Origin of the sequence: Roseiflexus sp. RS-1 (assembly GCF_000016665.1) — a bacterium.
GTDB lineage: Bacteria > Chloroflexota > Chloroflexia > Chloroflexales > Roseiflexaceae > Roseiflexus.
In genome coordinates, this window is record NC_009523.1 from 5,071,429 (window position 1) to 5,098,208 (window position 26,780).

Genomic DNA, 26,780 nt, shown 5'->3' on the forward strand with positions numbered 1-26,780 from the left:
GTAATAGACCGCCGTATACTGAACCGCGATACGGCGATTATTCATTTGGGGAGACCATTATTGCACAATGGAAGGGAGAAACCGATGGAGATCCTGGTGGCTGACGATGATCTGGCGAGCGTCAAACTGACGTCCTTTCTGCTCGAAGACGCCGGGTACAAGGTCATTAAGGCATACGACGCCACTGGCGTGTTGCAGGCGGTGGAACAGCGTTCCCTCGACCTGGTGCTGCTCGATGTGGGTATGCCGAAGGTGAGCGGCTTCGACATCTGCCGCCAGATCCGTCGCATATCGGACGTTCCGATCATTTTTGTCACCGGCAGCGGTCAATTACAGGATCGCGTGACCGGGTTGCAGATCGGCGGTGACGATTATCTGGTGAAGCCCTTCGAGCCGGCGGAACTGCTGGCGCGCGTCGAAGCAGTGTTGCGCCGACGCAACAGCGACCTGGTCAACCCGGTGACGCGCATTTCGCAGGGTCCGTTGACGCTCGATCCAATCGAACATACCGTGCTGTTTGAAGATGGGCGGAGCGTCGTCCTTACCCCGATCGAGTTTCGTTTGCTCTACTACCTGATGCAGAACACCGGGCGCGTGTTGAGCGCCAGTCAGATTCTCAGCAAGGTATGGGGGTACGACTACGAAGGCGAAAGCAATCTGGTCGCCGTCTATATTCGTCGATTGCGCGCCAAGATCGAACCCGATATCGATGCGCCGCGTTATATCATCACTGTACGCAACCTCGGCTATAAATTCGTTGTGCAGGATCGCTAGTCTTCATTGATCAGGAGCGCGTGGGAACCATGCCATACCCATACGAACTCGCACAAACCTATGCGCCGCGTCCCGATTTTGCAGAGCGGATCGCAACCGTCGCTCCGACGCCGGTTGAGTTTTGCCGGCTTGCTGGTCTGCCCTACGCCACGTATATGCGCGTCTTGCGCACGAAGCGGACCAGCAAGCGAACTGCGCTGCGGATCGCCAGAGTCTATGCCCTGACCCACGATCATCTGACGATCCGCGAGGCGCTCGACACCCTCTTCGAGCCACGACCGAGGGTTGTGATGGAGCCGGTACCCGGCACGAACCGCTATCGCCGCCGTGCCGACGCATCTTCCAGCGGTGCGCATCCCGCAGGCAACGGTTGCGCCGCCGGTGAATGATCACGGCGATAGGGGAAACAGCGCCAGGATTGCGGAGCGATTGTCTCCTCATTGATTCTCGTCAGGGCTGCACCCGCAGCAGCAGCAGGCGTTTCAATCGTTCATGCTGTTCCCACAGGTGCGTCCAGGGAGAACCGGTGTTTTGCGCTCAAAATCCCACATCGCCGGTGTGAATCGTATGGAGGACGCCAGCAGCATCACGCAGCAGCAATGTGCCATCTGCTGCCACGTCCTCTGCAATGCCACGCAACTCGCCGTTGGGCAGGGTCACCGTCACCGTTTCTCCCAGGTACGCCAGACGCGCGCGCCAGTCGGCAAACAGTGTCGCACGCTCCCCTGATCGCAGGAGCGCGTAGCGTTCATCAAGGCTCGTCAGCAGCGTTTCCAGCAATGCAGTGCGGGAAATACGCTGACCGGCCGCCGCGCTCACACTTGTCGCCGTCTGCTGGAGATTGCGCCCATTGACAGCGCCGGTTGGAGCCTGATTGACGTTCAGTCCAATGCCGATGATCGCCCATTCGATAGCATCACCGGCAACGCTGATCTCGGTCAGGATACCGGCGCCTTTGCGCCATGCGCCATTGGCAAACAGGAGGAGATCGTTGGGCCATTTCAACTGCGCGCGCACCGCCGCAACCTGCTCAACTGCTTCACACAACGCAACACCTGCCAGCATCGTGAGGGTAAACGCTTCGCCAGGCGGCAGCCACACCGGTCGCAGCAGCACCGACATCAGCAGCGCATCGCCGTAAGATGCCACCCAGTTGCGTCCCAGGCGCCCGCGCCCTGCCGATTGTTCTTCCGCCAGAACAATCAATCCTTCGGCAGCGCCGCTACGCGCGCGTTCTCTGGCGATGTCGTTTGTTGACGCGACACGCTCGTAGCGCATCAGCACATTGCCGATGATGCGGGTTGCAATACGGCGGCGGAGAGTGATCAGATCAAGATCTTCGGGAAGCGCATCCATACGTCATTCTGTCCTTCACCAGAATAGTTGCCAGTATATCATACGTACAATTCGGGATACGCGGCGACTCCTGTCGTTGCGCAACGTCAATGGGGACTGGATGCCCGTTGTTCGCAACCGCGTAGTGTGTGGTCCTTTGAATGGATGCGATCGGGCTATGCAACCAGGGCAATGAGGGCGATTGCATCTTCCATTCCGAGCACACGTTCGAAGGAGGTGTCATTGAGTGCGGCATTACCCTATCTGGCGCTCCAGCGCAATCAATGTAATCGCCCTGGGAGATACAATAAGAACTACTTGACAACCCGTATAATCGGCGCTATGATTACCCTCGCTATGAATCAGATGCCTGACAGTCTGCGCACATTGCGTCGCTTCCGTCGTCCGGGATGCACCGGTCTGGAGGGTTAGCCGCGCGTGCGCAGCACACGAATGCATCGGGCAAACAGCGTCAGCGTGATGATACACCCTTCGGACACACAAACCAGTCCGAAGGGCTTTTCTTTGGAGGGTGCATGATTCGCGTCGGTGTTTTTGGCGCCACCGGGTATGCCGGTTACGAATTGCTGCGATGGCTGCGACGCCATCCAGAAGCGCGCGTGGTGTTCACAGCGTCCGAGTCGTCAGCCGGGGCGTCGCTCGCCGATGTTGTGCCGGGTCCGCTCGACGCGCCATTGATTGCACCCGATGAAGCGCCGCTGGCGGATGTCGATCTGGTTTTCCTTGCGCTACCGCATGGCGCTGCCGGGAAGATGGCGCGACGCGCACGCGCCGCCGGGGTGCGGGTCATCGATTTCTCCGCCGACTTTCGCCTGACGACGCCTGAAGCGTACCGGCGCTGGTATGGGCATGAACACCCGGCGCCTGAGTTGCTGCCAGCGCCTTATGGTCTGCCGGAACTCAATCGCGCCGCTCTGCGCAACGCGCCGCTAATCGCCAATCCTGGCTGCTATCCGACCGGTGTGCTGCTCGGTATCGCGCCGCTGCTGATGATGGGCGCGTTGACCGATCCGCTGATCATCGTCGATGCCAAGTCAGGGGTGTCGGGAGCGGGCCGCGCGCCGAAACAGAATACGCACTTCGTCGAGGTGAACGAAAACCTTGCGCCGTACAACATCGGTCAGGTTCACCGACACGTCGGCGAAATGATGCAGGAAGCACAGCGCATCGCCTGCGGCATAACGCCGGAGATTGTCTTCACGCCACAACTTCTGCCAGTGAGTCGCGGCATTCTGAGCACAATCTACCTGCGCATACCGGACGACTGGAGCGAAGATCGGGTGCGGGCGCTGTACTGCGAACAGTACGCTGACGAGCCATTCGTGCGGGTGCTGCCGACGGGCGCGCTGGCAACCCTGGCGCACACGACACATACCAACGTCTGCGCCATCTCACTGACCCTGGCGCGACCCGGGTTGCTCATCGTGGTCTCCAGCGAGGATAATATGGTCAAAGGCGCAGCCGGGCAGGCGATCCAGAACATGAACCTGATGTTCGATCTGGAGGAGACGACCGGGCTGATGGGTTGAACGTTGAACGTTGAACGTTGAACGTTGACCCCGGTTCTTGGTTCTCGGTTCTCAGTTCTTGGTTCCTGGTTCCTGGTTCTTGGTTCTCGGTTCTCGGTTCTCGATACAGGGGAGAGAGGAGATGACAGACCCGGCACACCACGATGATCGACCGACACTGGTCATCAAAGTTGGCGGCAATGATCTCGACGACGCCACATTCGTTGCGGAACTGGCGCGTGTCGTGGCAGCGATTCGCCCACTTCCCGTCCTGGTGCATGGCGGCGGCAAGGAGATCGGAATCCTGCAAGAGACGCTGGGCAGCACACCACGCTTCGTTGGCGGGTTGCGTTACACCGATGCCACTGCGCTCACAGCGGCCGAGATGGTTCTATGCGGTAGTGTGAGCACGCGCCTGGTGGCGGCGCTCATTGCTGCTGGCGCTGATGCGCTCGGCATCTCCGGCGTGGATCGCGGACTGATCCGGGTCGTGAAACAGGAGCATCCGGCAGGCGATCTGGGGCGCGTCGGGCGCCCAACCGCAGTGCGTGGCGAGGTGCTGCGCGACTTGCTTGACCACGGCGTTATACCGGTGATTGCACCCATTGCGCTCGGACCCGATGGACCGTACAACGTTAATGCCGACGAAGCGGCCGGCGCCGTTGCAGCAGCACTTGGCGTCAGCGAGGCAGTATTCGTCACCAATGTGCCTGGCGTGCTGGTCAAAGGCGATGTCATGCGCTATTTGACGCGCAGCGAGATCGAACGGTTAATCGCTGATGGCACGATCAGCGGCGGCATGATCCCCAAAGTGCGCGCTGCTCTCACCGCACTCGACGCTGGCGTACATGCCGCGCGAATCACCAATCTGGAGGGATTGCTGAACCAGGGAACAACGATCATCACGGAAAGGGAACCACACGAATGACCGTCCACGTCCGCGAGTCACAGGTTTTTGTCGTACCGCCGCGCACACCCGAAATCATTGTGCGTTGCGCCGAAGAGGACGACGTTGCTGCTATCGTCGCTATTGTCGCCGAACATGCCCGCCAGGGGCACCTGCTGCCGCGGAGCGCCGATAATATCCGCGCCACCCTCTCGTCGTGGCTGGTTGCAGAGGTGGATGGCGCCGTGGCGGGCATCGGCTCGCTGGTGCAGATGAGTCCAACACTGGTCGAGGTGCGTTCGCTGGCGGTTCTGCCGCAGTATCGCGGGTTGCGCATCGGACAGACCATCGTGCGCGGGCTGGTCGATGAGGCGCGTCGGCGCGGATTTCCGAAAGTGTTCGCATTGACGCGCGCGGTTCCGTTCTTTGAAAAATTGGGCTTCCGGATCACATCGAAGGATGATTTCCCGGAAAAGGTCTGGCGCGACTGTGCAATCTGCCCGCTCCAGCATGCCTGTGACGAGACGGCGGTGGTGATAGAGGTTGAATGTTGAACGTTTCAAGTTCCACTCAATCAAGAGGTTGCTTCATGACGACACGGACGCGCGCACTGCTGGCGCTGGAAGATGGCACGATCTGGCATGGATATGCGCTGGGCGCGATTGGCGAACGGGCTGGTGAAGTGGTGTTCAACACCTCGATGACCGGCTATCAGGAAGTGTTGACCGATCCGTCATACTATGGTCAGATCGTGGTGATGACCGCGCCGCATATTGGCAACACTGGGGTCAACCGGGAAGACGAGGAGAGCCGTCACCCGTGGGTTGCCGGGTTCGTTGTGCGCGCTGCCAGTCCATACGTCTCCAACTGGCGCGCCGCGCAGTCGCTCCACGAGTATCTGGCGGATCATGGCATCGTGGCAATGACCGGCGTCGATACGCGGGCGCTGGTGCGGCATATCCGCACCCAGGGCGCAATGCGCGCGGTCATCTCGTCCCAAGACCCGGAACCGGATCGCCTGATCGCAGCAGCGCGCGCTGCGCCGTCGATGAACGGTCTCGACCTGGTGCCGTATGTCACCTGCGCCGAACCGTACCACTGGGTCGAGGGCAATCCGGGAGAGTGGGGTAGGGGCGAAACACCGGCGCAACGTGGCGAGCCGACGTTCCACGTCGTCGCCTACGACTTCGGCATCAAGCGCAACATTCTGCGCCTGCTGGCGGAACATGGGTGTCGCGTCACCGTTGTGCCAGCCACCACGCCCGCTGCTGACGTGCTGGCGCTCGAACCGGACGGCGTTTTTCTCTCGAATGGACCAGGCGACCCGGCAGCGGTGACGTATGGCGTGCAGGCTGTGCGCGACCTGCTGGGCAAAACACCGGTGTTCGGCATCTGTCTCGGTCATCAGATCCTCGGTCTGGCGCTTGGCGGCACAACCTATAAACTGCACTTCGGTCACCGGGGCGGCAACCAGCCGGTGCGCTTCAGCGATACCATGCGGGTGGAAATTTCGAGCCACAACCACGGCTTCGCCGTCGATGCGTCATCGTTGCCCGATGGTGTTGAAATCACCCATGTCAACCTGAACGATGGATGTGTCGAAGGATTGCGTGCGCCGGACAAACAGGCTTTCAGCGTACAGTACCACCCTGAGGCGGCGCCGGGACCGCACGACGCGCGGTACCTGTTTCGCCAGTTTGTCGAACTGATGGCGCAGGCGCGGAACCGTCATCAGGCATCGAGCGGTTGAATAAATGACGGAAACAAACCATAAGCGCCTGAGGAAAACGCTATGTCACTCTATCAGCGCCTGCGTCCCCTGTACCACCGATCACCGCAAGAGCGTATTCAGGTGATGCAGGCGGAACTTGCTGCACCGCTCGATGCCACACGTCGCGCCCTTGACCGATTGCTGCAACTGGACGCGGAACAGACAGCACCATTGATGCGGGGACGATACGATGAACTGCTCGACGTGCTGCGTGATTCGATGGCACGCCTCGAAACGCTCGTCGCTGAAGGAAGCGCACGCGCAGACGGCAGCATAAGCGACCGCGACCTGCACGTGTATCGACACGATCTGCTGACCCCGCTCGGCAATGTGCGTGGTGTCGCCCGCCTGCTGGTCCGTATCAATTCACCTGACCTGCCGCCCGGTTTCACGCAGGTGACCCGTGATCTGGACGATGCCTCCCGCGACGTGCTCGATGTCATCGATGCGCTGACGGCATCACAGGAGCGAACAGAATAAGATGCAGCAATTCCGACCAATCGCCCGGAGAGACATCAAAGAGACGCCGAGAAGAGAGAGTTGAACGATCAATGCCGCGACGAACTGATATTCATACCATTCTGATCATTGGCTCCGGTCCCATCGTCATCGGTCAGGCATGCGAGTTCGATTACTCGGGTGTTCAGGCATGCAAAGTGCTACGCCGCGAGGGGTTCCGCGTTGTGCTCGTCAATTCCAACCCGGCGACGATCATGACCGATCCACAGATGGCGGATGCCACCTACATCGAACCACTCACCCCGGAGATCGTCGAAAAAATTATCGAACGCGAGAAACCGGATGCCCTGCTGCCGACGGTTGGCGGGCAGACCGGTCTCAACCTGGCGATGAAACTGGCGGAGAGCGGGGTGCTTGACCGGTACGGCGTTCAGTTGATCGGCGCTTCTCCCAGAGCCATCGCCCTTGCCGAGGATCGCGAACTGTTCAAGCGCGCCATGATCAACGCCGGGTTGCGCGTGCCGCTGGGCGAAACGGTCTCGACCGTCGATCAGGCGCTAGACGTGGCAGCGCGGATCGGGTACCCGGTGCTGGTGCGCCCTTCGTTCACCCTCGGCGGCAGCGGCGGCGGCGTGGCGTACAATGAGGCGCAACTGCGCGAGATTGCGGATCGCGGCTTGCGCGCCTCACCGGTCACCCAGGTGCTCATCGAACAATCGGTGCTTGGTTGGAAGGAGTACGAACTTGAAGTGATGCGCGACCGGGCGGACAATTTCGTCGTGGTCTGTTCGATTGAAAACCTCGACCCGATGGGCGTCCACACCGGCGACTCGATCACCATCGCTCCCGCCATGACCCTTACCGACCGCGAGTATCAGCGGTTGCGCGAAATGGCGAAGATCATCATCCGCACCGTGGGCGTTGAAACCGGCGGATCGAATATTCAGTTCGCTGTCAATCCGCGTGACGGCACACCGCTGGTGATTGAGATGAATCCGCGCGTCAGCCGCTCATCGGCGCTGGCGTCCAAAGCCACGGGTTTCCCCATCGCCAAGATCGCCGCGCTGCTCGCCGTCGGCTATACGCTCGACGAGATCCCCAACGACATTACCAGAGTGACCCCCGCCTCATTCGAACCAAGCCTGGATTATGTCGTCGTTAAGATCCCCCGCTGGGCATTCGAGAAGTTTCCCGGCGTCGATCCAACCCTGGGACCGCAGATGAAGAGCGTCGGCGAGGTGATGGCGATCGGTGCAACGTTCAACGAGGCATTGCAGAAGGCGATCCGCGGATTGGAGATCGGCGCTGTGGGGTTTGGCGCGTTTGCCGGAAGGCGCCTGAATACGCAGGAACAACGCGAGCCATCGGACGATGACCTGCGCATTCCGACGGCGCAACGCATCTTCCACGTCGCCGATGCCCTGCGCGCTGGCTGGGACATCGAACGGATCGCTGCGCTGACCGGCTACGATCCGTGGTTTGTTGCGCAAATGCGAGCAATTATCGATCTTGAAGCGGCGCTGGCGCGTCATTCGCTCGATACGCTCCCTGCTGACCTGCTGCGCGAAGCGAAGGAACACGGCTTCTCCGACGCGCAGATCGCGCTCATCCTTCAGCCCGCTGCGCGCGATGCCGCACCCCACTATCCAACCGAAATGGACGTGCGCGCTCGCCGCAAAGCCCTCGGCATTCTGCCGGTCTACCATCGTATCGATACCTGCGCCGCCGAGTTCGAAGCCTACACCCCCTACCTCTACAGTACCTATGCGACTGCTGACGAATCGGCGGTGACCGACCGCCCCAAAGCGATCATTCTTGGCGGCGGACCGAACCGCATCGGGCAGGGGATCGAGTTCGACTATTGCTGCGTCCATGCCAGTTTTGCGCTGCGCGACCTCGGTTATGAGACGATCATGATCAACTGCAACCCGGAGACCGTCTCGACCGACTACGATACCAGCGACCGCCTCTATTTCGAGCCGTTGACCCTGGAAGACGTGCTGAACGTCTGGGAGAACGAGTCGGGAAGGAGAGGCGACGGCGAAGAAACACCAGTGCCGATGCTGGTTCAGTTCGGCGGTCAGACGCCGCTCAACCTGGCGAAGGGACTCACAGCTGCCGGTGTGCCGATCTGGGGCACCTCTCAGGACTCAATCGACCTGGCGGAGGATCGCGGTCGCTTCAGTGAACTGTTGCGTCGGCTCGACATTATGCAACCGGAGAGCGGCATGGCTGCCGACCTCCAGGCGGCGCGCAAGGTGGCGCAGCGGATCGGATACCCCGTGCTGGTGCGCCCCAGTTATGTGCTCGGCGGGCGGGCGATGGCAATTGCCTATGATGATGAAGGGCTGGCGCAGTACATCCAGGAAGCGACCCGGATCAGTGCCGGGCAGCCGGTTCTGATCGACCGTTATCTGGAAGACGCCTTCGAACTGGATGTCGATGCCGTCGGCGATGGCGAGCGCGTGGTGATCGGCGGCATCATGGAGCACGTTGAGGAAGCAGGGGTTCATTCCGGCGACTCGGCGATGGTTATGCCGCCCTACAAGGTGAGCGCCTATCATCTTGCCATCATCCGCGATGAGACGATCCGGATTGGTGAGGCGCTGCGCGTGAAAGGGTTGATGAATATCCAGTTCGCCATCAAAGACGATGAGGTCTACGTTCTTGAAGTCAACCCGCGCGCTTCACGCACCGTTCCGTTCGTCGCCAAAGCCTCCGGCGTCCCGCTTGCGCGCATCGCGGCGCAGGCGGCAGCCGGGAAGAAACTGAGCGAACTGGGATTCACAAAGGAACCGCCGCTCAACGGCTTCTTCGTCAAAGAAGCGGTGCTGCCGTTCGACAAGTTCCCTGGCGCGGCGGTCTTTCTCAGCCCCGAAATGCGCTCCACCGGCGAGGTGATGGGGCATGCCTCGACATTCGGGCACGCTTTCGCCAAAGCCGAAATGGGCGCCAACCAGCGCATTCCCACCAGCGGCGGGGCGCTGCTGACGGTCAACGACTACGACAAGGGCGCCATTGGGCGTATCGCGCGCGACCTGGTGAAACTCGGCTTTACGATTTACGCTACCCGCGGCACCGCCAGCTGGCTGCATCAACTCGGATTGCCGGCGATTGTCGTCAACAAAGTGTCCGAAGGCTCACCCCATACCGTCGATCTGATCGCATCGGGCAAGGTGGGGCTGGTGATCAGCACGCCGCTCGGATCGCGCGCTTACGCCGACGGTCAGGCGCTGCGATCGGCAGCCATCCGCTACGGCGTTATGCTCGTCACAACCCTCACCGGCGCAGCGGCGACCATCAGCGCCATCAAAGCGCTGCGCCAGAAGGAATTGCGCGTCCGCTCATTGCAAGATCACTACCGCATGACACGGACATCGGCACAGAACATACCCACCGGTCTATCTGCAACTGATAATGAGGGCGTATTATGAGCGCAAAAGTCAACAAAGTCGTTCTGGCATACTCCGGCGGTCTCGACACCAGCATCATCGTTCCATGGCTGAAGCAGAACTACGGCAATCCCGAAGTCATCTGCTACTGCGCCAATATCGGTCAGGACGATGAATTGAGCGGTCTGGAGGAGAAAGCCATCGCCACCGGCGCCTCGAAGTGCTACGTCGAAGACCTGCGCGAAGAGTTTGTGCGCGATTTTCTCTTCCCGCTGCTCCAATCTGGCGCCGTGTACGAGCGCACCTATCTGCTCGGCACATCGGTAGCGCGCCCACTGATCGCCCGTCGCCAGGCGGAAATCGCGCTCCAGGAAGGCGCCGACGCCCTCGCGCACGGCTGCACCGGCAAAGGAAATGATCAGGTGCGCTTCGAATTGACCTACATGGCATTCGCGCCGCACCTGAAAGTGATCGCCCCCTGGCGCGAGTGGAATATCCGTAGCCGCGAGGACGCGCTCGACTACGCCGCCGAACATAACGTTCCGGTCACCGCCACGCTCAAATCGATCTACAGCCGTGACCGCAACATCTGGCATATGTCGCACGAGGGTGGCATCCTGGAGGACCCGTGGAACGAACCGGAAGAAGCGATGTACACCCTGACGACGGACCCCGAAGCAGCGCCAGACGAACCGGAGTATGTTGTGATCGGGTTCGAGCAGGGAACGCCGGTGAGCGTCAACGGTAAGCGCCTGGGACCGGTCGAACTGCTGCTGACCCTGAACGACATCGGCGCAAAGCATGGCATCGGACGCGTCGATCTGGTGGAAAACCGGCTGGTCGGCATGAAAAGCCATGGCGTCTATGAAACTCCTGGCGGGACGATTCTGCGAGTGGCGCACCAGGGGCTTGAGCAACTGACGCTCGACCGTGATACGCTGCACTACAAAGACGTGATCGCCCATCGCTACGCCGAACTGGTTTACTATGGGCAGTGGTACACACCGCTGCGCGAGGCGCTCGATGCATTTGTGCGCGTCACCCAGCGTAACGTCACCGGCGAGGCGCGCCTGAAACTGTATAAGGGGAATGCAACCCTGGTCGGGCGGCGCGCAGCGAAGAGCCTCTACAACCCCGACATCGCCAGTTTCACGATGAGTGACAGTTATAACCAGAAGGACGCCGAAGGGTTCATCAAGATTTTTGGGCTGCCGGTGAAGGTGCAGGCGCTGCTGGAGGGGCGGTCAAGGGGTGAACGTTGAAGGTTGAAGGTTGAAGGTTGAAGGTTGCACGTTGCGCGTGGCACGTTGCACGTTGCGCGTGGCACGTTGCACGTTGAAGGTTGCGCGTTGCGCGTGGCACGTTGCACGTTGAACGTTGAACGTTACACTACATTTTCTGTCAGTTCCTGGTTCCCGGTTCCTGGTTCTCAGTTCCTGGTTCTTGGTTCCGGGTTCTCAGTTCTCAGTTCTCAGTTCTCGGTTCTCAGTTCTCAGTTCCTGGTTCCCGGTTCCCGGTTCTCAGTTCCTGGTTCTTGGTTCCTGGTTCTCGGTTCTTGGTTCCTGGTTCCTGGTTCTTGGTTCTCGGTTCCTGGTTCCTGGTTCTTGGTTCTTGGTTCTCGGTTCCTGGTTCTCAGTTCTCACAGCATATGCAGACAGACACATTCTCACTTGCGCGTGGTTTTACTGCCACTGCAACCGCCTGCGGACTGAAACCGAACGGTGCGCTTGATATGGCGCTGATCACCGCCGATGTTCCATGCAGCGCCGCCGGTCTCTTCACGACCAACCGCGTCAAGGCAGCGCCGGTGATCTACGACCAGGAGATTCTGGCGACGAATGCCAGCGCCATTCGCGCCGTGATCGTCAATGCGGGGAATGCCAACGCCTGCACCGGACCGCAGGGCGCTGCGAGCTGTCGCGCGATGGCGGAACTGACCGCCGAACGGCTCGGGTGCCGCGCCGATCAGGTACTGGTGCTCTCAACCGGCGTCATCGGTCGGCAACTCGACATGACAAAAGTGGCGCAGGGCATTGCCAGTCTGACCGGACCGACTGCTCATTCGGGCGCCGGCGCCGCCGCGCGCGCTATGATGACCACCGACACACACCCAAAAGTCGCTTCACGCACCATCACCGTTGCCGAACGCACGGTCACGATTGCCGGGATGTGCAAAGGCGCCGGCATGATTCATCCCAACATGGCGACGATGCTGGCGATTGTGACCACCGATGCGCACGCGCATCCTGCACAACTCGACCGCGCCCTGCGCATTGCCGCCAATCGCAGTTTCAACCGTGTCAGCGTTGATGGCGACACCAGCACCAACGATACCCTGCTCCTCCTGGCGTCTGGTGCGTCTGGCGTCCCCGTGAGCGACACTCCGCTCACGGATGGGCTTGCATTCGACGACTTCACTGCAACGCTCACGGATGTGTGCATCGACCTGGCGAAACAGATTGCGCGCGATGGCGAAGGCGCCACACGCCTGGTCGAAATCACGGTCAGCGGCGCGCAGGACGAGCAACAGGCGCACCAGGTGGCAAATGCCATCGCGCGATCCCCGCTGGTCAAAACCGCGATCCACGGCGGCGACCCGAATTGGGGACGGATCCTGTGCGCCGCCGGGTACAGCGGCGCTGCCATCGACCCCGACCGCCTGGCACTCTGGTTTGGTCCGCCAGAAGCGTCGATCCAGCTTGTGGCGCATGGGTTGCCGCTCGACGCCGACCTGGCGGCAGCATCGGCGCTGCTGCGCCAGGACCCGGTCTTCATTACGCTCGACCTGGGGCTGGGCGACGCACGAACCACTGTCTGGACGTGCGATTTCAGCAAAGAGTACGTCGAAATTAATGCCCACTATACAACGTAGGGGAATAGCAGTTCTTCTCCTCAGTCTGAGTGCGACGATCTTCCTCTGGCGTCCACTCATTGGCGGCGAGGTCTTCCTGCCGCTTGATGCCCTGTTGCACCTGCATCCCTGGCGCTATTCGTATGAACGTGTGCCGGTCAACAACCACGTCTGGACTGACCCGATCCGTCAGATCTACCCCCGACGCCTGCTGACGAACGCGATCGTTCGCCAGGGAGCGTGGCCCCTCTGGAACCCAACGATTCTGAGCGGTGTTCCGCTGTTCGATGACGGGCAGATCGCCTTCTTCTATCCGCCGAACCTGATCTTTCTCATCATGCCGCTCGATAAGGCGTTTGGCATCTATGCCTGGGTTCAGCTGATCATCGCCGGACTGGGAAGTTATTCATTTGCGCGACGGATCGGGCTGGATATGGGACCAGCGCTCCTGGCAGGGGTCTGCTACATGTTCACCGGGCATATGCTCACCTACCTGCCCTTCCCGGAATTGTCGGGCGCGACCGCCATGCTGCCATGGTGCTTCTGGGGCGTCGAGCGGGCGTTGAGCAGCGGCGCCTGGCGGAGTTGGGCAGTCGCAGCCGCGATGCTGGGACTCGTTGTGCTGGCGCAGATACAACTGGCGTTTTACACATACGTGGCAACCGGATGCTACGCGCTGTTTCGCATCATGCAGCACGATGAAGGGCGCACGGCAGCGCGCTGGCGCATGCTGACCGGTCTGGCGCTGGCATATGCGCTGGGTCTCGGATTGAGCGCCGTGCAACTGTTGCCTGCAATGGCGCTGTCGGCGCAGGGGCAGCGGAGCGACATCGGGTTCTCGCTGGCGCCGCCGGAAGAATATTTCGGCAGTATGCTGCGGCTTGTCTTTCCTGCGCTCGGCGGCTTCGAGCGGATAGGACCGCCACCCGCATGGGGACCGCCAACTTTCCAGGTGCCTTACCCCTACGTCGGGGTGACACCGCTGGCGCTGGCGATCATCGGTCTGGCGATTGCGCGTCATCGTCTGGCGGCGTTCTTCGGCATTGTCGCCGTAGCATCGTTCGCACTGGCAGTGCGCACACCGCTGCTCCAGGTCTTCATCGCCCTGATCCCGCCGTACCGTCAGTTCGAGGACCACACCCGCTGGTACATGGTGTGGGGCTTTGCGATAGCGATCCTGGCGGCAATCGCGGCGCAGCGGCTGTATGCGCCTGCCAACGTCAGCGCCTGGGAGAACACGCCTTCCAGGGCAGACTGGCGCGCCCGCCTGCCAGCCGCTCGCCTCCTGATCCTCATCGTTGGGGTGTTCATCGTCGGGTGGTCGCTCCATCATCTGGCGCTCTTCACGCCGCAGTCGCGGTTTGGTCATTATTTCACCATGATCCGCACCCAGCAACTGCTTCCGCTGCTCGTCTTTGGCGGCATCGGGCTGATAAGCCTGGCATTGCTGCGGTTCTACCGGCGCAATGCAGCCATCGCCTTCGCGCCGGTGATTGCCGTTGCTGCGCTGGATATGTGGTGGTACGGCGCAGGATTCAACACCTCGGTCTCACCGTCTATTGCGCGACCAACGACCGACCTGACCCGTGAACTGGCAACCTATTCGTCCGATCTGCAACTCTTCCAGGTCCTCTACCCGCCAACCCGCCAGATTGCGTTCCTGCAATCGCAACCGCGACCGTTCCGCATCCATGGTGGCGACTACGACGCGCTCCCGCCCAATATAGCGAGCGCCTACGGTCTTGAAGATGTGCGCGGCTACCATTCGCTCTATCCGGCGCGCTACAACCGCCTGGCGCGGCTGATCGACGGTAAGGACTATCGCCGCACGAGCGAGGGCAATGTCAGCCTGCGCGCATTTCTGACATCGGCGTATACACGTCCCCGCTTGCTCGATATGCTCAACGTCAGGTACCTCGTGTTCCCGCCAGGGAGCACGACTGCTGCGCGCTATCCGGGACTCGAACTGGTGCACGAAAGCGACGAAGGACGTATCTACCGCAACCCGAATGCACTTCCACGCGCCTGGTTTGTCTACCGTGTCGCAATCATCCCCGACGATGACGCACAGCTCGACTATATGGCGCGCCCCGATTTCGATCCCGCAACCGTCGTTGTCGTGCCGACGCCAGTTCCCACAACCGGTCCCCCGCCAGCTGTTCCGGATCCAACACCCATCGTGACGTACACGCCAGACACCGTCACCGTCATTGCCGCGCCCTCAGCGCCAGCCATCCTGGTCCTGGCAGACGCCTGGTATGAGGGATGGGACGTGATGGTCAACGGCGAACCCGCGCCGATTCTCCGGGTCAACTATGCCCTGCGCGGCGTCTGGTTGCCCCCTGGATCGCATACCATCGAATTCGTCTACCGCCCGCGCCCATTCCTGATCGGTGGACTGATCAGCATGGCAACGCTGCTTATCCTGATGATCATCGGCGGCATCGGACGACAGCGCGAACGCCGCTGAGCCTTCACGTGCGCACACGGTCAGACACATTCCTTCTGTTGGAAACAGCCGCTACGACATGTTGCCGCTCCTGCACCCCATCTCTCACCCCGGCGTCAGTGCCTTCAGTTTATCTGGTGAATATGATCAACTTATCACCACAATCCACCAATAACTATTGATTTTCTATATCCAATGTGGTATTATCTTGTAGCAAACAGGCATATAGTAACAAAGCGATTGAAAGGAGGTGACCTCCATGCTGCACTCACTCGATTGCCTGATCATGATGGCGCAGGAGCGTTACCAGACACTCCTGACCGAAGTCGCGACCGAGCGTCTGATACGGCGTGCACGCGATGCGATCAACACGGCCACAGGCATACCAGGGGGCAGCGGAAGTGGCACGCTCCTGACATCGAGAACAAACGCGCATCTGCGCACTGCCTGATGGTCAGACGCACCTGAATCAACGAGGGACGCGCTTATGAATCCACTCCTCACCACATGCCCGGTTTGCGGCGAGGCGCTGCACGTCATCCGGCTGGAGTGCGACGCATGCCACACCGCTATCGAAGGGCGCTTCACCCTGGGACGCCTCGGACGTCTATCGCGCGAGCAACTGGAGTTCGTTGAACTGCTGCTGAAAAACCGCGGCAACATCAATGGCGTCGCTGGCGACCTGAAAGTGGCGTACAACACTGCCCGCAGCCGCCTCGATGAGATCGTCGCCGCGCTCGGGTACGGGCCGCCAGCTGCAGATGCGCGTCCCGACCGGCGCGCCATCCTTGATCGCCTGGCAGCGAAGGAGATTTCCGTCGAGGAAGCGCTGCGGTTGCTCAAATCGTAAGGAGTGACGTATGGCGATGACCGATGACCGCCTGCGGATCCTGCGCATGGTCGAAAAGGGGCAGATCTCCGCCGAGGAGGGCGCCCGGTTGCTCGACGCCATCACCGACGATGCCGCCCGCATCCGCGCCGAGGCACGCTCGCGTTCGCTCCGCATTGTTGTCACCGATCTCAACTCGCGCAGGCAGAAGATTAACGTCACCATCCCCGCCAGCCTGGTCTCCGTCGGTCTCAAACTTGGCGCGCGCCTCTTTCCGCGCAACGCCGGTGTGACGAACGACGATGTGTTGCGCGCTATCGCGCGCGACACGCCAGGACGCATCTTCGAGTTGCAGGATCTCGAAGAAGGGGAGCGTATCGAGATTTTCGTAGAATAGGAGTCTGCTGCAATGCCAGTTCAACAGGTATCTGTCGGTGAAACGCCCCACGTGCGCTTTGGTCGTTGTGCCGGTTCGTTGCGTGTCGAACCCGGCGAAACCGGCATCGTCGAGGTCTGGACCGAAGCGGACGAGGGGGTTGTGCTGGAACGTGACGACCAGGGTGTCGTCATTCAGGGGATGATCACCGGAGATTGTCGGTTGCGCGCGCCATCGGCTGCAACCGTTTCCGGCGAAGTCGTGGAGGATGGTGTCTTTGTCGCGGGAATGATCTCATTTTCCCTGAACTCCGCCGGGGATGATGTGCGGATCGAGGGAGTCAGCGGAACGGTCACCATTGGTCACGTCGAAGGGGATCTGGTCGTTACCCGCGCCGCAACACTGCGCGTCGGCAATGTGGAGGGGAGCGCGCAGATCACCGCTGTGGAAGGGGCGGTCGTCGTGCGCCGCGTCGAGGACGATCTTACCATCAACGACGCTGGCTCTGTCGAAGTTCAGTATGTCGATGGCGACCTGCACCTTTCCGGCGTGCGCGATGATGCACTCTTCGAGCGCATTGACGGCGATGCCACGATTGAACGTGTCGAACGGTTGCGCGTGACTGACACCATCGACGGTGATGTGAGGATCAACCGGTCGGGCGTGATCGTGCTGAACGATGTCGCCGGTGATGTCGGCGTTGATGAGGTGCAAAGTCTGACGGTCGGCGCAATCTCTGGAACGCTGCACGCCGATGGCGTGGCGGAAGTGGTGCGCTTCCGTGATCTGGACGGCGACCTGCGCCTGCGGCGCAGCGAGCGCGCTGCCGTCGAAGGGGGCAGCGTCAGTGGCGATGTGCGTATCGAACAGACGCGCGCGGTGATGCTCGGGTCTGTCGGTGATAATGCGGATATGCGCGCTATCAGCGGCAATGTCAGCATTGGCAGCGTTGGGGGCGACGCAACATGCATCGACATCGGCGGTGTGCTCAATGCGGGCAGCATCGGCGGCGACCTGACGCTCCGCAGCGTGAGCAGCGCCACCCATATCGGGAATATCGGCGGCGACCTGACGCTGGCGATGCGCTTTGCACCCGACAGTACGATGAAATTGAATGTCGGCGGCGATGCGCGGGTGGAACTTCTCCCTGACGCCAGCCTGACCCTGCGAGCGACCGTCGGTGGAACGGTGCGCGGTCCCGGCGTGGCAGCCAGCGGTGGCATGTTCAGCGCAGTGTACGGTGAAGGCGCTGCACTCCTCGAACTGCTCGTCGGCGGCGACCTGTCGTTGCGTGGCCCGGCGCCGCGGCGGATGAGCGCGATGGGTGAAGGCGCATCCCAATCCGCCAGCGCTGGACAACCGCCCGACGACGATATTGGGCGCTGGGCGGAGCGGTTTGCCGAAGAAATGGGACGCTGGGGCGAGCAGTTCGGGCGAGATATGAGCCGCTGGGCTGAAGAATTCAGCCGGGAAATGGGGGGACGTGGCGACGAGTGGGCGCGCCGCTCTCAACGCAAGGCTGAGCGTCTGCGTCAGCGGATCGAGCGCGACATGCGCGAGGCGGCGGAACGCGCCCGCGAGCGTGCACAGCGCGAGGGGCATCCGCGCGAAGTGCATGTGCGCATCAATGATCGCGAGTGGCGGTTTGATGAAGAGCGTCTGGAACGCATGAAGCGTGAAGCGGCAGCCGCTGCCCAGGCGGGAATCATTGGCGCAATCGAAGCGGTCGAACGCGCTCTCGAAAGTCTGGGCATCCCGCGATCCCGTCCGCCGCACCCGCCCCATCCACCCCATCCACCCGGACCACCACACCCGTCCCAGCCGCCGCACCCGCCCCATCCACCCCATCCGCCCGGACCGCCACACCCGTCCCAGCCGCCGCATCCACCCCATCCGCCCGGACCGCCGCACCCGCCCGAAGCGGCGACCGGCGCAACGATCCGGATCAACGTCACGCAGGCGCCCGATGCCTCTGCACCCGCCGATGAACCGGCGCAGGCGAAGGCGCCTGAGCAGGCTGCGTCACCTTCCGGTGCAACACTCGAAGAGCAACGCGCCGCCATCCTGCGCATGGTCGCCGATGGGCGGATCACGCCTGAGGAAGCCGATCTGCTGCTCGAAGCGCTGGGGACGGATCAGGAGCGCCCGTTCCGCAATGATGATCGCACTGGCATGTAAGGAGCATGCTGCCACATCCCGACGCCCTTTTTCCCTCATCCTCCCTACCCCCTGCTCCCACACGGGGAGAAGGGGGAGTTTGGGCGTTCTGATGGCTGAAACGGGAGATAGCGCGCAGGGGCTTGCCAAAACATCTACCCCTGAGAGATCCCCCGACCCCCTTCCTCCCGCGCGCGGGAGAAGGGGGGGAATTGGGCTTCCTGATGCTCCACATAAGGAGTGCGAGACCAGAAGGCGCCAGAAAACGCTCTATCTGTGAGCCTGGCGCTCCACCATCGCCCGACCGACGATAGAGGGCACGCAGTAATCTCCCTGACAGCCGAGGAATATCGCAAGTTTCGTCGGTGATTCCCGGAGCGTGATTGGGCACAACGGGATCAGCAGATCGAGGAAGACTCCTCGTCCGAGATGCGAAAGCCGGTCGTGGAAACCTCTGCGTGCCCGGCGTTGCGGCGGGGCGTTGTTGCCGCAGAGTCATTGTGGAAAGGCCCTATCACAACCACGCCTGATCTTGACCAGAAGTGCGGCATGACGTATGCTAAACAGCAGTGGGGAATAAGCAGGGGCTGTGGGAGGTGAGACGCACACGCAACGGTCAGAAGGAAGCGCATGGGCTGCGGGTCCTTCCCCGCAGTTGACGAGGTGGAGGTTCCCTGTCGCGCGACAGGGCTAACGTCGGCGTTACCGGCGGAACATCGAGAGATCAGCGGATGCCTCCCAGGCGTGCTGCCGCCTGTAAGCGCTCCGGGAAACCCATCCGGCGACGGATGGAAACAAAGCGCCTTGCAGTCAGCACCCCTTCCTGCAAGACGCATCGAAGACTGTGGATGCCCCGCGCAGTCAGGCGTCATGCCCATTTCACGAGCTGGTTCGGAACCGGTTGCGCGGCGTGTCGCGCAGCGCAGCGACTCTTCGTGCGTGCAGAAAGGAAACGCGCATGTGTGGGATTGTTGGCTATATTGGACCGCGTGAAGCCGGTGAGGTTCTGCTCCACGGTCTGGGGCGGCTCGAATATCGCGGGTATGACTCGGCGGGCATTGCCGTTGATGACGGGCGACAGTTGCAATTACGGCGCAGTGTTGGCAAACTGGCAAACCTGGCGGCACAGTTGCGCGAACAACCGGTCGCCGGGCGTTGCGGCATCGGGCATACCCGCTGGGCGACGCACGGCGGCGTTACCGAGGAAAATGCGCACCCGCACCGCGACGCCTCAGGCGAGATTGTCGTGATCCAGAACGGCATCGTCGAAAACTATCTTGAACTGAAGGAGCGCCTGATCGCGCACGGTCATCAGTTTGCATCGCAGACGGATACCGAAGTCATCGCCCGTCTCCTGGGCGAATACTACGACGAAACCGGGTCGCTCGAACAGGCGATGCGACGCACGCTCGGCGAGTTGCGCGGCGGGAATGCGGTGGTGGCGATGACGCGTCGTGAGCCGGGGCGCATCATCGCCGCGCGCCTGGGGCATGCGGGCGGGATCGTTATTGGCGTGGGCGATGATGAAATGTTCGTTGCGTCCGACGTACCGGCGATCCTCGATTATACCCGGCGCGTCATCTTTCTCGACGACCGTGAGATCGCGGTGATCGACGCCGGTGGCGCAACGATCTCACGGCTCGATGGAACGCCGGTTGCCCGCCCTCCTGTGACCATCCCGTGGGATCCGGTCTCCGCCGCCAAAGGCGACTACAAGCATTTCATGCAGAAGGAGATCTTCGAGCAACCGCGTGCGCTGACCGATGTGTTGCGCGGGCGGATCGATCTCGACCACGGCGCCGTTCTGCTCGATGAACTTGCCTTCGATGAGCAGGAACTGCGGCAACTGGAACGGATCTACGCGGTAGGGTGCGGGACGGCGTGGCACGCGGCGCTGGTGGCGAAGTTCGCCATCGAAACGCTGGCGCGATTGCGCGTTGAGGTGGATTACGGCTCCGAGTTCCGCTACCGCGACCCGCTGATCGGTGAGCGCGCCGCCGTTCTGGCGATCACCCAGAGCGGAGAGACCGTCGATACGCTGGCGGCGATGGAAGAGGCGCGGCGGCAGCGGGCAAAGAGCATCGCCATCGTCAACGCGGTCGGCAGTCAGGCGGCGCGGCTGGCGGATGGCGGAGCGATCTACCTGCACGCCGGTCCTGAAATCGGCGTCGCTTCGACCAAGGCATTCACTACGATGCTGGTGGCGTCCTACCTGCTGGCGCTGCGGCTGGGTGCAGCACGGAGCGTGATCGCTACCGACGAGGTGCGTCGTTACATTCAGGCGCTGATCGAACTTCCCGGCAAGGTCGAGCGTATTCTGGAGCGCCAGGAGATCTACGAGGAACTTGCCGAACGCTACCACAACGCGCGTGATGCACTCTATCTCGGCAGGCAGGTGAACTATCCCGTGGCGCTGGAAGGGGCGCTGAAGCTGAAGGAGATCAGTTACATCCACGCCGAGGGGTATCCGGCTGGCGAAATGAAACACGGTCCAATCGCCCTGATCGACCGCGATCTGCCGGTGGTGTGCATCGCTATGCGCGACAGCGTCTACGAGAAAATGATCTCGAACGTTGAACAGGTTCGGGCGCGCGGCGGGCATGTGATCGCCATTGCCGCCGAAGGTGATGCTTTGATCGCATCGAAAGCGGATTATGTGATCGAAGTGCCGCAGACATTGCCACTGTTGACCCCGGTGCTCACCAGTGTGCCGATGCAACTGCTGGCGTACCATGTCGCCGTGCGTCGTGGTTGCGATGTGGATCAGCCGCGCAATCTGGCGAAGAGTGTGACGGTGGAATGATGGGGGCAACGGAGCGAGGTTGACAATGAACCATGAAGACATCCTGCAGACCGGCGTCCTGGTTCTGGAGTATGGCGAACCGGCGACGCTCGACGATATTGTCCCTTACCTGACGGCGCACTACCACGGGCATCCGCCGTCCCCGGAAGATATTGCATATATGCGCGAACGGTGCCAGCGCGTGTGGAGCGGAACAAGCGGCGACTCCGCTGCCCGGCGACTTGCCGCCGCACTCGATGACGAACTGCGCCAGCGGTACGGATCGCGCTTTCAGGTCGTTCTGGGCGCCCGTCACTGGCATCCGACGGTGGCTGATGCGCTGGCGCACCTCGTCCAAACCGGCATCCAGTACGTGCTTGTATTGCCCCTCAGCCCCGTCGCCTCACAGATGAGTCTGCGCAGTTACCAGGAAACGCTCGAACACGCGCAAACCGAAGTCGCCCAACCGGTGCGCCTGCACCTGATCCCCGACTGGCCCGATCTCCCCGGCTATCGTTCGGCGCTGACGATCAATGCGACCCTTGCGCTGGAACGTCTGCCGGATTGTGATCGCAGTCGAACTGCCCTGCTTGCGATTGCTCACAGTGTCGCCGAAAGCGCGCGCAAACCGGAAACGGAATACCAGTGGCGGCTGCGGCAGACGATGCAACGCCTGGTATCCACGCTCGGCTGCGGCGCCGGATATCTGGCGTACTACGGCGCCGGGGGTCCCGGTCAGTGGCTTGGTCCCGATGTGCTGTCGGCGCTGGATGAGATTGCCCGTGCAGGGCTTCGGCATGTGCTGGCGGTTCCCATCAATACTGTCTACGACAACGTCGAAGTGTGTTACGAACTCGATGTGCGTATGGCGGAGCGCGCCGCCGCGCTTGGGTTGGGGTACGTTCGCGCTGCCATCCCGAATGCTGTGCCAGCGCTCATCGCCGACCTCGCCACGCTCGTCGCGCAGACGGCTGCCGTTTTCCAGAACTGATCCGGGCGATCCGGCAAGGCAAGGGTGCGAAACTGTTCACATCCGGGGTAACACACGCGCCTGTGAGTGAGGACGTCCCGTCCTCGTCGCTTCTATGAGAGCAAGATGCCCTCGCTCCCAGGAGAAATGCGAACACTTACCAGGGCGCTTGTGGCATACTTCCTGCATGCACGACTCGCCAGGCGGCGCTGGAATTACAGTGCAGTACGATGATCTGGAGCATCCTGGCAAGCCAGGAATTACTCGCTTGCATTTTAGCAACACATGTGCTATATTACACGGTAACGGGTTTAAATCAGAGCGCTCGCGGCAGGTATGATATAATGTCCGCTGCCAAACGCCTGTCAGCACGTGGAGTATGCACAATGTCGGACACCAGGATAAAAAAGAAGCGGGTGGTTCGAAATGGGGTTGCCACCTCTAACGTTATCCAATCAGCGCATGTCGGTGGAAATGAGGATGTGTTTCCGCTCATTCTTCAACTACACGTTCCCAGGGGATCGATCGTTGCTGATGTTACATGGGGAAAGGGTGTTTTCTGGAAGAATGTCCCAAAAGATGATTACGACGTTCGAGCGACCGACATTAAGATGGGTGTCGATTGTCGAAATCTGCCGTACCGGGACGGTGAGATTGATTGTGTTGTCCTGGATCCGCCGTATATGGAGAGTTTGCTGCGAAAAAATGTCGATCACTTCGGTGGTTCAGGAACATACGCTGCTTTCAGAGATTCTTATTCCAATGGTAAGGTTGTCGGGGATAGTGAAGCAAAATGGCATGACGCCGTTCTGGATTTATACTACAAAGCTGCGGACGAGGCTTATCGCGTCTTGCGAAAAAGAGGCATTCTTATTGTTAAGTGTCAGGATGAGGTGAGTGCCGGAAAACAGCGACTGACCCATGTTGAAATCATTAACGAGTACGAACGCAAAGGATTTGTGGTTAAAGACTTGTTCGTTGTTGTGCGCAAAAACAGCGCATCTGTGAGTCGTATCGTAAGGCAGCTCCATGCGCGAAAAAATCATTCGTATTTTCTCGTTTTCATAAAGCGATGATTCAAGTCTTGCTCTGCCCAAGGTCTGAATCTGAGAGCAGGCTTAATAAGTCGTATGTCCATCCGCTGACCTCAACAGGGTAAGTTATAGGTTCTTGCGTCGCAAGAAGATACTTCCTTTGTTCTTCAGTGTAGCGATGATATTTCGATTTACTAAGGTCTTTGTTCTTCTTAAAGACAAATTTCCAGCTTCCTGTAAAAGGTTGCACGGTTGACACAAGAATATCATACTCTCCAGCAACATAGCAAGTGGTCTCTATCTCTTCACCGTTTGGCAACTTTACCTTACGACGATCACTGGCGTCGTTTTGAACAACGGCGTGAAATATGCCGTTAACGAGTTTTATCGAATTGGTTTGTAAGCATTTGATCTGAACACTATACCTTCTGCCGTGATATGTAAAGTTCAGGTCGGATTTTGTCTTTTTGTGATCATCATCACGGTGATAGTCCTTTATCCTTAAGTCTTCTCGCAGGTAGCGCATAAATTCGTATTCTGCCACATAGCCATAAACAATGCCCCGAAGACTCGGCGTCTTGATGATTTCCATCAGCACTTCAGGAGTGGCCCAACGAACAGGGTCGAGCACATTTGCAAGAACCTCTTCACGTGTCACGTTTCACCTCCTGGGATGTTGCAAAGAAGTTAGCGTGTGATCGCTCTGGCGCCACAGCATTGCGACGGTATGCTGCAAGATTATATTCGTTTCGCCACGTTCGATGTGTTCGATGAAGGCAGGTTGTCATCCGGCAAGATGCACTGGTGCTTCAGGAGACGCGATCTTCCTCGGAGACGCACCTGGTGAACATGGAGATTGAGAAATAAATCCGGTATGCGCCTTTTGCCGTCGGGCTGATGGAGATTGAGAATATAACCCGCTATACTGAACTAGCCGTGGGGCTAAAGCCCCCGGCTATCCAGGGCGAAGCCCGCCTGCGCGGGCTAGAGCGGATTATTTCTTCAAAGACCATAAGCCCTCGGCTATCCAGGGCGAAGCCCGCCTGCGCGGGCTAGAGCGGGTTATTTCTTCAAAGACCATAATTTCGGTCTACACTCCGCCGGACGCGGGCGCCTCGCGTGACACGGCAGACCTGGACAGGAGTCAACGTATCTGAGAACTGCTATAATTGAGGAGAACAACGCCGGTGACGGCGTTTCACAGTGATTTCTATGATGCAATGCGCCGGAACTATAGAGGAAAAGAATGGCTACAACCACTGCGCGTCGATGGCCCGGTCGGCGCGCTCTCGTCACTGCTGTTGGACTGGTGCTCATCGTGGCAGCGTGCGCCGCAGGCGTGTTTTTCCTTCGTGGCGGGCAACAAACGCCCGTGCGCTCCTACGGATTGGTCAACCCGCGGTTTGACAGACTGATCGCAACGGTGAATGCCACCGGGCAGATCGCCCCCGTTCAGACAGTCAATCTCAGTTTTGCGGTCACCGGGCGGGTCGCTGAGGTGCTGGTGCGTCCCGGCGATCCTGTAGAAAAGGGGCAACCGCTCGCCCGGCTCGATACCCGCGAACTGGAATTGCGCCTGGCGCAGGCGGAAGCGCAACTCGCCCAGGCGCAGGCAAATCTCGACCGGTTGCTCGCCGGTCCGTTGTCTGCGGAGATCGCCGCTGCCGAAGCGCAACTCGCCCAGGCTGCCGGGCAACTGCGGCAGGTCGAAGGAAGCGTGACGGTTGCGGATATGCGCGCTGCCGAGGAACAACTGCGACAGGCGGAGGCGCGTCTCAACCAGTTGCTCAACGGTCCGCGCGAGTCGGACGTGCAGACCGCCGAAGCCCGCATCCGCGAAGCGGAATTGAACCTCGAACGTCAGCGCACGCAGCTGTCCACCGCGAAAACCAATGCCCAGATTCAACTCGAACAGGCGGTCAATCAGTTGACTCAGGCGCAATCGCGCTATTCGACGGCAAAGCAAAACTGGGAGTATGTGCGTGAAACCGGCGCCGACCCGATTGTGCGCACTGTCGCCGATCCGAACCGACCGGGGCAAACGCGCCCGAATATTCTGAACGACTCACAGCGCCAGCAATACTACGATGCCTTTGTCCAGGCGGAGGCAACGTTACGCAGTGCTGAAAATGCCGTTGCTCAGGCGCAGGTGAACTACGACAATGCGCGTCTGGCAGAGGCGAACGGCGTCGAACTCGCCGAGGGGCAACTCGCGGTTGCGCGCGCCAATCGTGATCTCCTCTTTGCCACTCCTGAGCCGGATGTGCTGGCTGCGGCGCGTGCGCAGGTCGCCAGCGCGCGGGCTGCACTCGACCGGATGCGCGGCGATCAGCGCGGCGGTCAGCTTGAAGCCGCGCGCGCCGCCTTCGAAGCCGCAAAGGCGAATCTGGAACGGTTGCGCGCCGATCCACGCCCGGCAGACCTGGCGGCAGCCCGCGCTCAGGTGGACGCTGCGCGAGCGGCGCGCGATCTGGCGCGACTGACGCTCGACGAAGCAGTGCTCAAAGCGCCGTTCAACGGCGTCGTTGCCGAGGTGAACCTGAAAGTCGGCGAAGCGCCGTCGCCGGGACGCCCTGCCATCGTCCTGGCAAACCTGGAACGCTTCTACGTGGACGTAACGGTGGACGAGATCGATATCATCCGGGTGAGCGTCGGTCAACCGGTGACGCTGACACTCGATGCGCTGCCGGAAGTGACCCTTGCGGCGACGGTCGAGACGATTGGACCGCTGGCGCTGCCGCAGGCTGCGGTAACATCGTACCAGGTGCGGATCGGGATTCCCAACACCGATCCGCGCGTGCGCGCCGGGATGTCGGTGGGGGCGGATATCGTCGTTGCGGAGCGCGACAATGTGCTGCTTGTGCCGCGCCGCGCCGTGCGCAGCGACCGCGGTCGTCTGCTGGTTGATGTGGTGCGTGATCCTGGATTGTGTGCGCTGCCGCCGGAGCAACGTCCGGCGCGTCCGGATCTTGAAGCGCGTGAGGTGACGGTCGGCTTGAGCAACGACCAGGTTATCGAAATCGTCAGCGGTCTCGATCCGCAAGCCTGTGTCTATGTCGAAGGGGTGGATCAGCGCTTCACATTCTTTACCGGACCGCCGCGCACGCGCTGACGATCATTCGTCGTTGACCGGTGTGCAACTTTATTGCCCATCTTGACGTACCTCTGGTTGCTGGCATACACTAT

At 60.7% G+C, this 26,780-nt stretch carries 21 protein-coding genes; 19 read left to right on the plus strand and 2 right to left on the minus strand.

The features are described from left to right. The first annotated feature begins 84 nt into the window (after window positions 1-84). The gene (locus ROSERS_RS20865) at window positions 85-774 is read left to right on the plus strand and encodes a response regulator transcription factor (RefSeq protein ID WP_011958732.1); all 690 of its coding nucleotides are present in this window, start codon (window positions 85-87) and stop codon (window positions 772-774) included. Between the two features lie 29 nt (window positions 775-803). Then, the gene (locus ROSERS_RS20870; RefSeq protein WP_011958733.1) at window positions 804-1,163 is read left to right on the plus strand and encodes a hypothetical protein; all 360 of its coding nucleotides are present in this window, start codon (window positions 804-806) and stop codon (window positions 1,161-1,163) included. A gap of 148 nt (window positions 1,164-1,311) precedes the next feature. Here the strand turns inward: ROSERS_RS20870 and ROSERS_RS20875 are convergent, their stop codons facing one another. Continuing rightward, window positions 1,312-2,130: a biotin--[acetyl-CoA-carboxylase] ligase gene (locus tag ROSERS_RS20875; protein WP_011958734.1), complete on the minus strand. Its 819-nt coding sequence runs from the start codon at window positions 2,128-2,130 to the stop codon at window positions 1,312-1,314. A 515-nt stretch (window positions 2,131-2,645) separates the two neighbouring features. Between ROSERS_RS20875 and argC the strand changes: the two genes are divergently transcribed. The 16 genes from argC (at window position 2,646) to ROSERS_RS20955 (ending at window position 23,636) form a co-directional block, all read left to right on the plus strand. Beyond that, the gene (gene argC / locus ROSERS_RS20880; protein ID WP_011958735.1) at window positions 2,646-3,659 is read left to right on the plus strand and encodes an N-acetyl-gamma-glutamyl-phosphate reductase; all 1,014 of its coding nucleotides are present in this window, start codon (window positions 2,646-2,648) and stop codon (window positions 3,657-3,659) included. Window positions 3,660-3,780: 121 nt separating this feature from the next. Further along, on the plus strand, window positions 3,781-4,566 hold the full coding sequence (gene argB / locus ROSERS_RS20885; protein ID WP_011958736.1) for an acetylglutamate kinase: 786 nt from the start codon (window positions 3,781-3,783) through the stop codon (window positions 4,564-4,566). Continuing rightward, on the plus strand, window positions 4,563-5,078 hold the full coding sequence (locus ROSERS_RS20890) for a GNAT family N-acetyltransferase (RefSeq protein WP_011958737.1): 516 nt from the start codon (window positions 4,563-4,565) through the stop codon (window positions 5,076-5,078). Before argB ends, ROSERS_RS20890 begins: the two co-directional genes overlap by 4 nt. Window positions 5,079-5,113: 35 nt before the next feature. After that, window positions 5,114-6,274, plus strand: a complete 1,161-nt coding sequence (gene carA / locus ROSERS_RS20895) for a glutamine-hydrolyzing carbamoyl-phosphate synthase small subunit (RefSeq protein WP_011958738.1) — start codon at window positions 5,114-5,116, stop codon at window positions 6,272-6,274. A gap of 42 nt (window positions 6,275-6,316) precedes the next feature. Continuing rightward, window positions 6,317-6,775 (plus strand): hypothetical protein, encoded by a 459-nt coding sequence (locus tag ROSERS_RS20900; RefSeq protein ID WP_011958739.1) that lies wholly within the window; start codon window positions 6,317-6,319, stop codon window positions 6,773-6,775. A 71-nt stretch (window positions 6,776-6,846) separates the two neighbouring features. Beyond that, the gene (gene carB, locus ROSERS_RS20905; protein ID WP_011958740.1) at window positions 6,847-10,188 is read left to right on the plus strand and encodes a carbamoyl-phosphate synthase large subunit; all 3,342 of its coding nucleotides are present in this window, start codon (window positions 6,847-6,849) and stop codon (window positions 10,186-10,188) included. Continuing rightward, entirely contained in the window at window positions 10,185-11,408 is a 1,224-nt protein-coding gene (locus ROSERS_RS20910) for an argininosuccinate synthase (protein ID WP_011958741.1), read from the plus strand. The genes carB and ROSERS_RS20910 overlap by 4 nt, the downstream gene beginning before the upstream one ends. A gap of 386 nt (window positions 11,409-11,794) precedes the next feature. Next, the gene (gene argJ / locus ROSERS_RS20915; RefSeq protein WP_011958742.1) at window positions 11,795-13,018 is read left to right on the plus strand and encodes a bifunctional glutamate N-acetyltransferase/amino-acid acetyltransferase ArgJ; all 1,224 of its coding nucleotides are present in this window, start codon (window positions 11,795-11,797) and stop codon (window positions 13,016-13,018) included. Then, window positions 12,999-15,467, plus strand: coding sequence for a YfhO family protein (locus tag ROSERS_RS20920; protein WP_011958743.1), 2,469 nt, complete (start codon window positions 12,999-13,001; stop codon window positions 15,465-15,467). Before argJ ends, ROSERS_RS20920 begins: the two co-directional genes overlap by 20 nt. A gap of 238 nt (window positions 15,468-15,705) precedes the next feature. Beyond that, entirely contained in the window at window positions 15,706-15,897 is a 192-nt protein-coding gene (locus tag ROSERS_RS20925; RefSeq protein WP_041334242.1) for a hypothetical protein, read from the plus strand. A 36-nt stretch (window positions 15,898-15,933) separates the two neighbouring features. Further along, window positions 15,934-16,296, plus strand: a complete 363-nt coding sequence (locus ROSERS_RS20930; RefSeq protein ID WP_011958744.1) for a DUF2089 domain-containing protein — start codon at window positions 15,934-15,936, stop codon at window positions 16,294-16,296. Window positions 16,297-16,306: 10 nt separating this feature from the next. Continuing rightward, window positions 16,307-16,672 (plus strand): SHOCT-like domain-containing protein, encoded by a 366-nt coding sequence (locus ROSERS_RS20935; RefSeq protein WP_011958745.1) that lies wholly within the window; start codon window positions 16,307-16,309, stop codon window positions 16,670-16,672. A 12-nt stretch (window positions 16,673-16,684) separates the two neighbouring features. After that, on the plus strand, window positions 16,685-18,829 hold the full coding sequence (locus ROSERS_RS20940) for an SHOCT-like domain-containing protein (protein ID WP_011958746.1): 2,145 nt from the start codon (window positions 16,685-16,687) through the stop codon (window positions 18,827-18,829). A 937-nt stretch (window positions 18,830-19,766) separates the two neighbouring features. Next, window positions 19,767-21,611, plus strand: a complete 1,845-nt coding sequence (gene glmS, locus ROSERS_RS20945) for a glutamine--fructose-6-phosphate transaminase (isomerizing) (protein WP_011958747.1) — start codon at window positions 19,767-19,769, stop codon at window positions 21,609-21,611. Window positions 21,612-21,636: 25 nt separating this feature from the next. Continuing rightward, complete coding sequence (locus tag ROSERS_RS20950) at window positions 21,637-22,581, plus strand: ferrochelatase (RefSeq protein ID WP_011958748.1); 945 nt, start codon at window positions 21,637-21,639, stop codon at window positions 22,579-22,581. 365 nt (window positions 22,582-22,946) lie between these two features. Continuing rightward, window positions 22,947-23,636 (plus strand): DNA methyltransferase, encoded by a 690-nt coding sequence (locus ROSERS_RS20955; RefSeq protein WP_157041178.1) that lies wholly within the window; start codon window positions 22,947-22,949, stop codon window positions 23,634-23,636. Window position 23,637: 1 nt separating this feature from the next. Here the strand turns inward: ROSERS_RS20955 and ROSERS_RS20960 are convergent, their stop codons facing one another. After that, window positions 23,638-24,252 carry a hypothetical protein gene (locus ROSERS_RS20960; protein ID WP_049767554.1) on the minus strand — a complete coding sequence of 205 codons (615 nt, stop codon included), beginning with the start codon at window positions 24,250-24,252 and terminating at the stop codon, window positions 23,638-23,640. 588 nt (window positions 24,253-24,840) lie between these two features. Between ROSERS_RS20960 and ROSERS_RS20965 the strand changes: the two genes are divergently transcribed. Then, a complete protein-coding gene (locus ROSERS_RS20965; protein WP_011958750.1) occupies window positions 24,841-26,706 on the plus strand; it encodes an efflux RND transporter periplasmic adaptor subunit in 1,866 nt (621 codons plus the stop codon). Window positions 26,707-26,780: the final 74 nt, after the last annotated feature.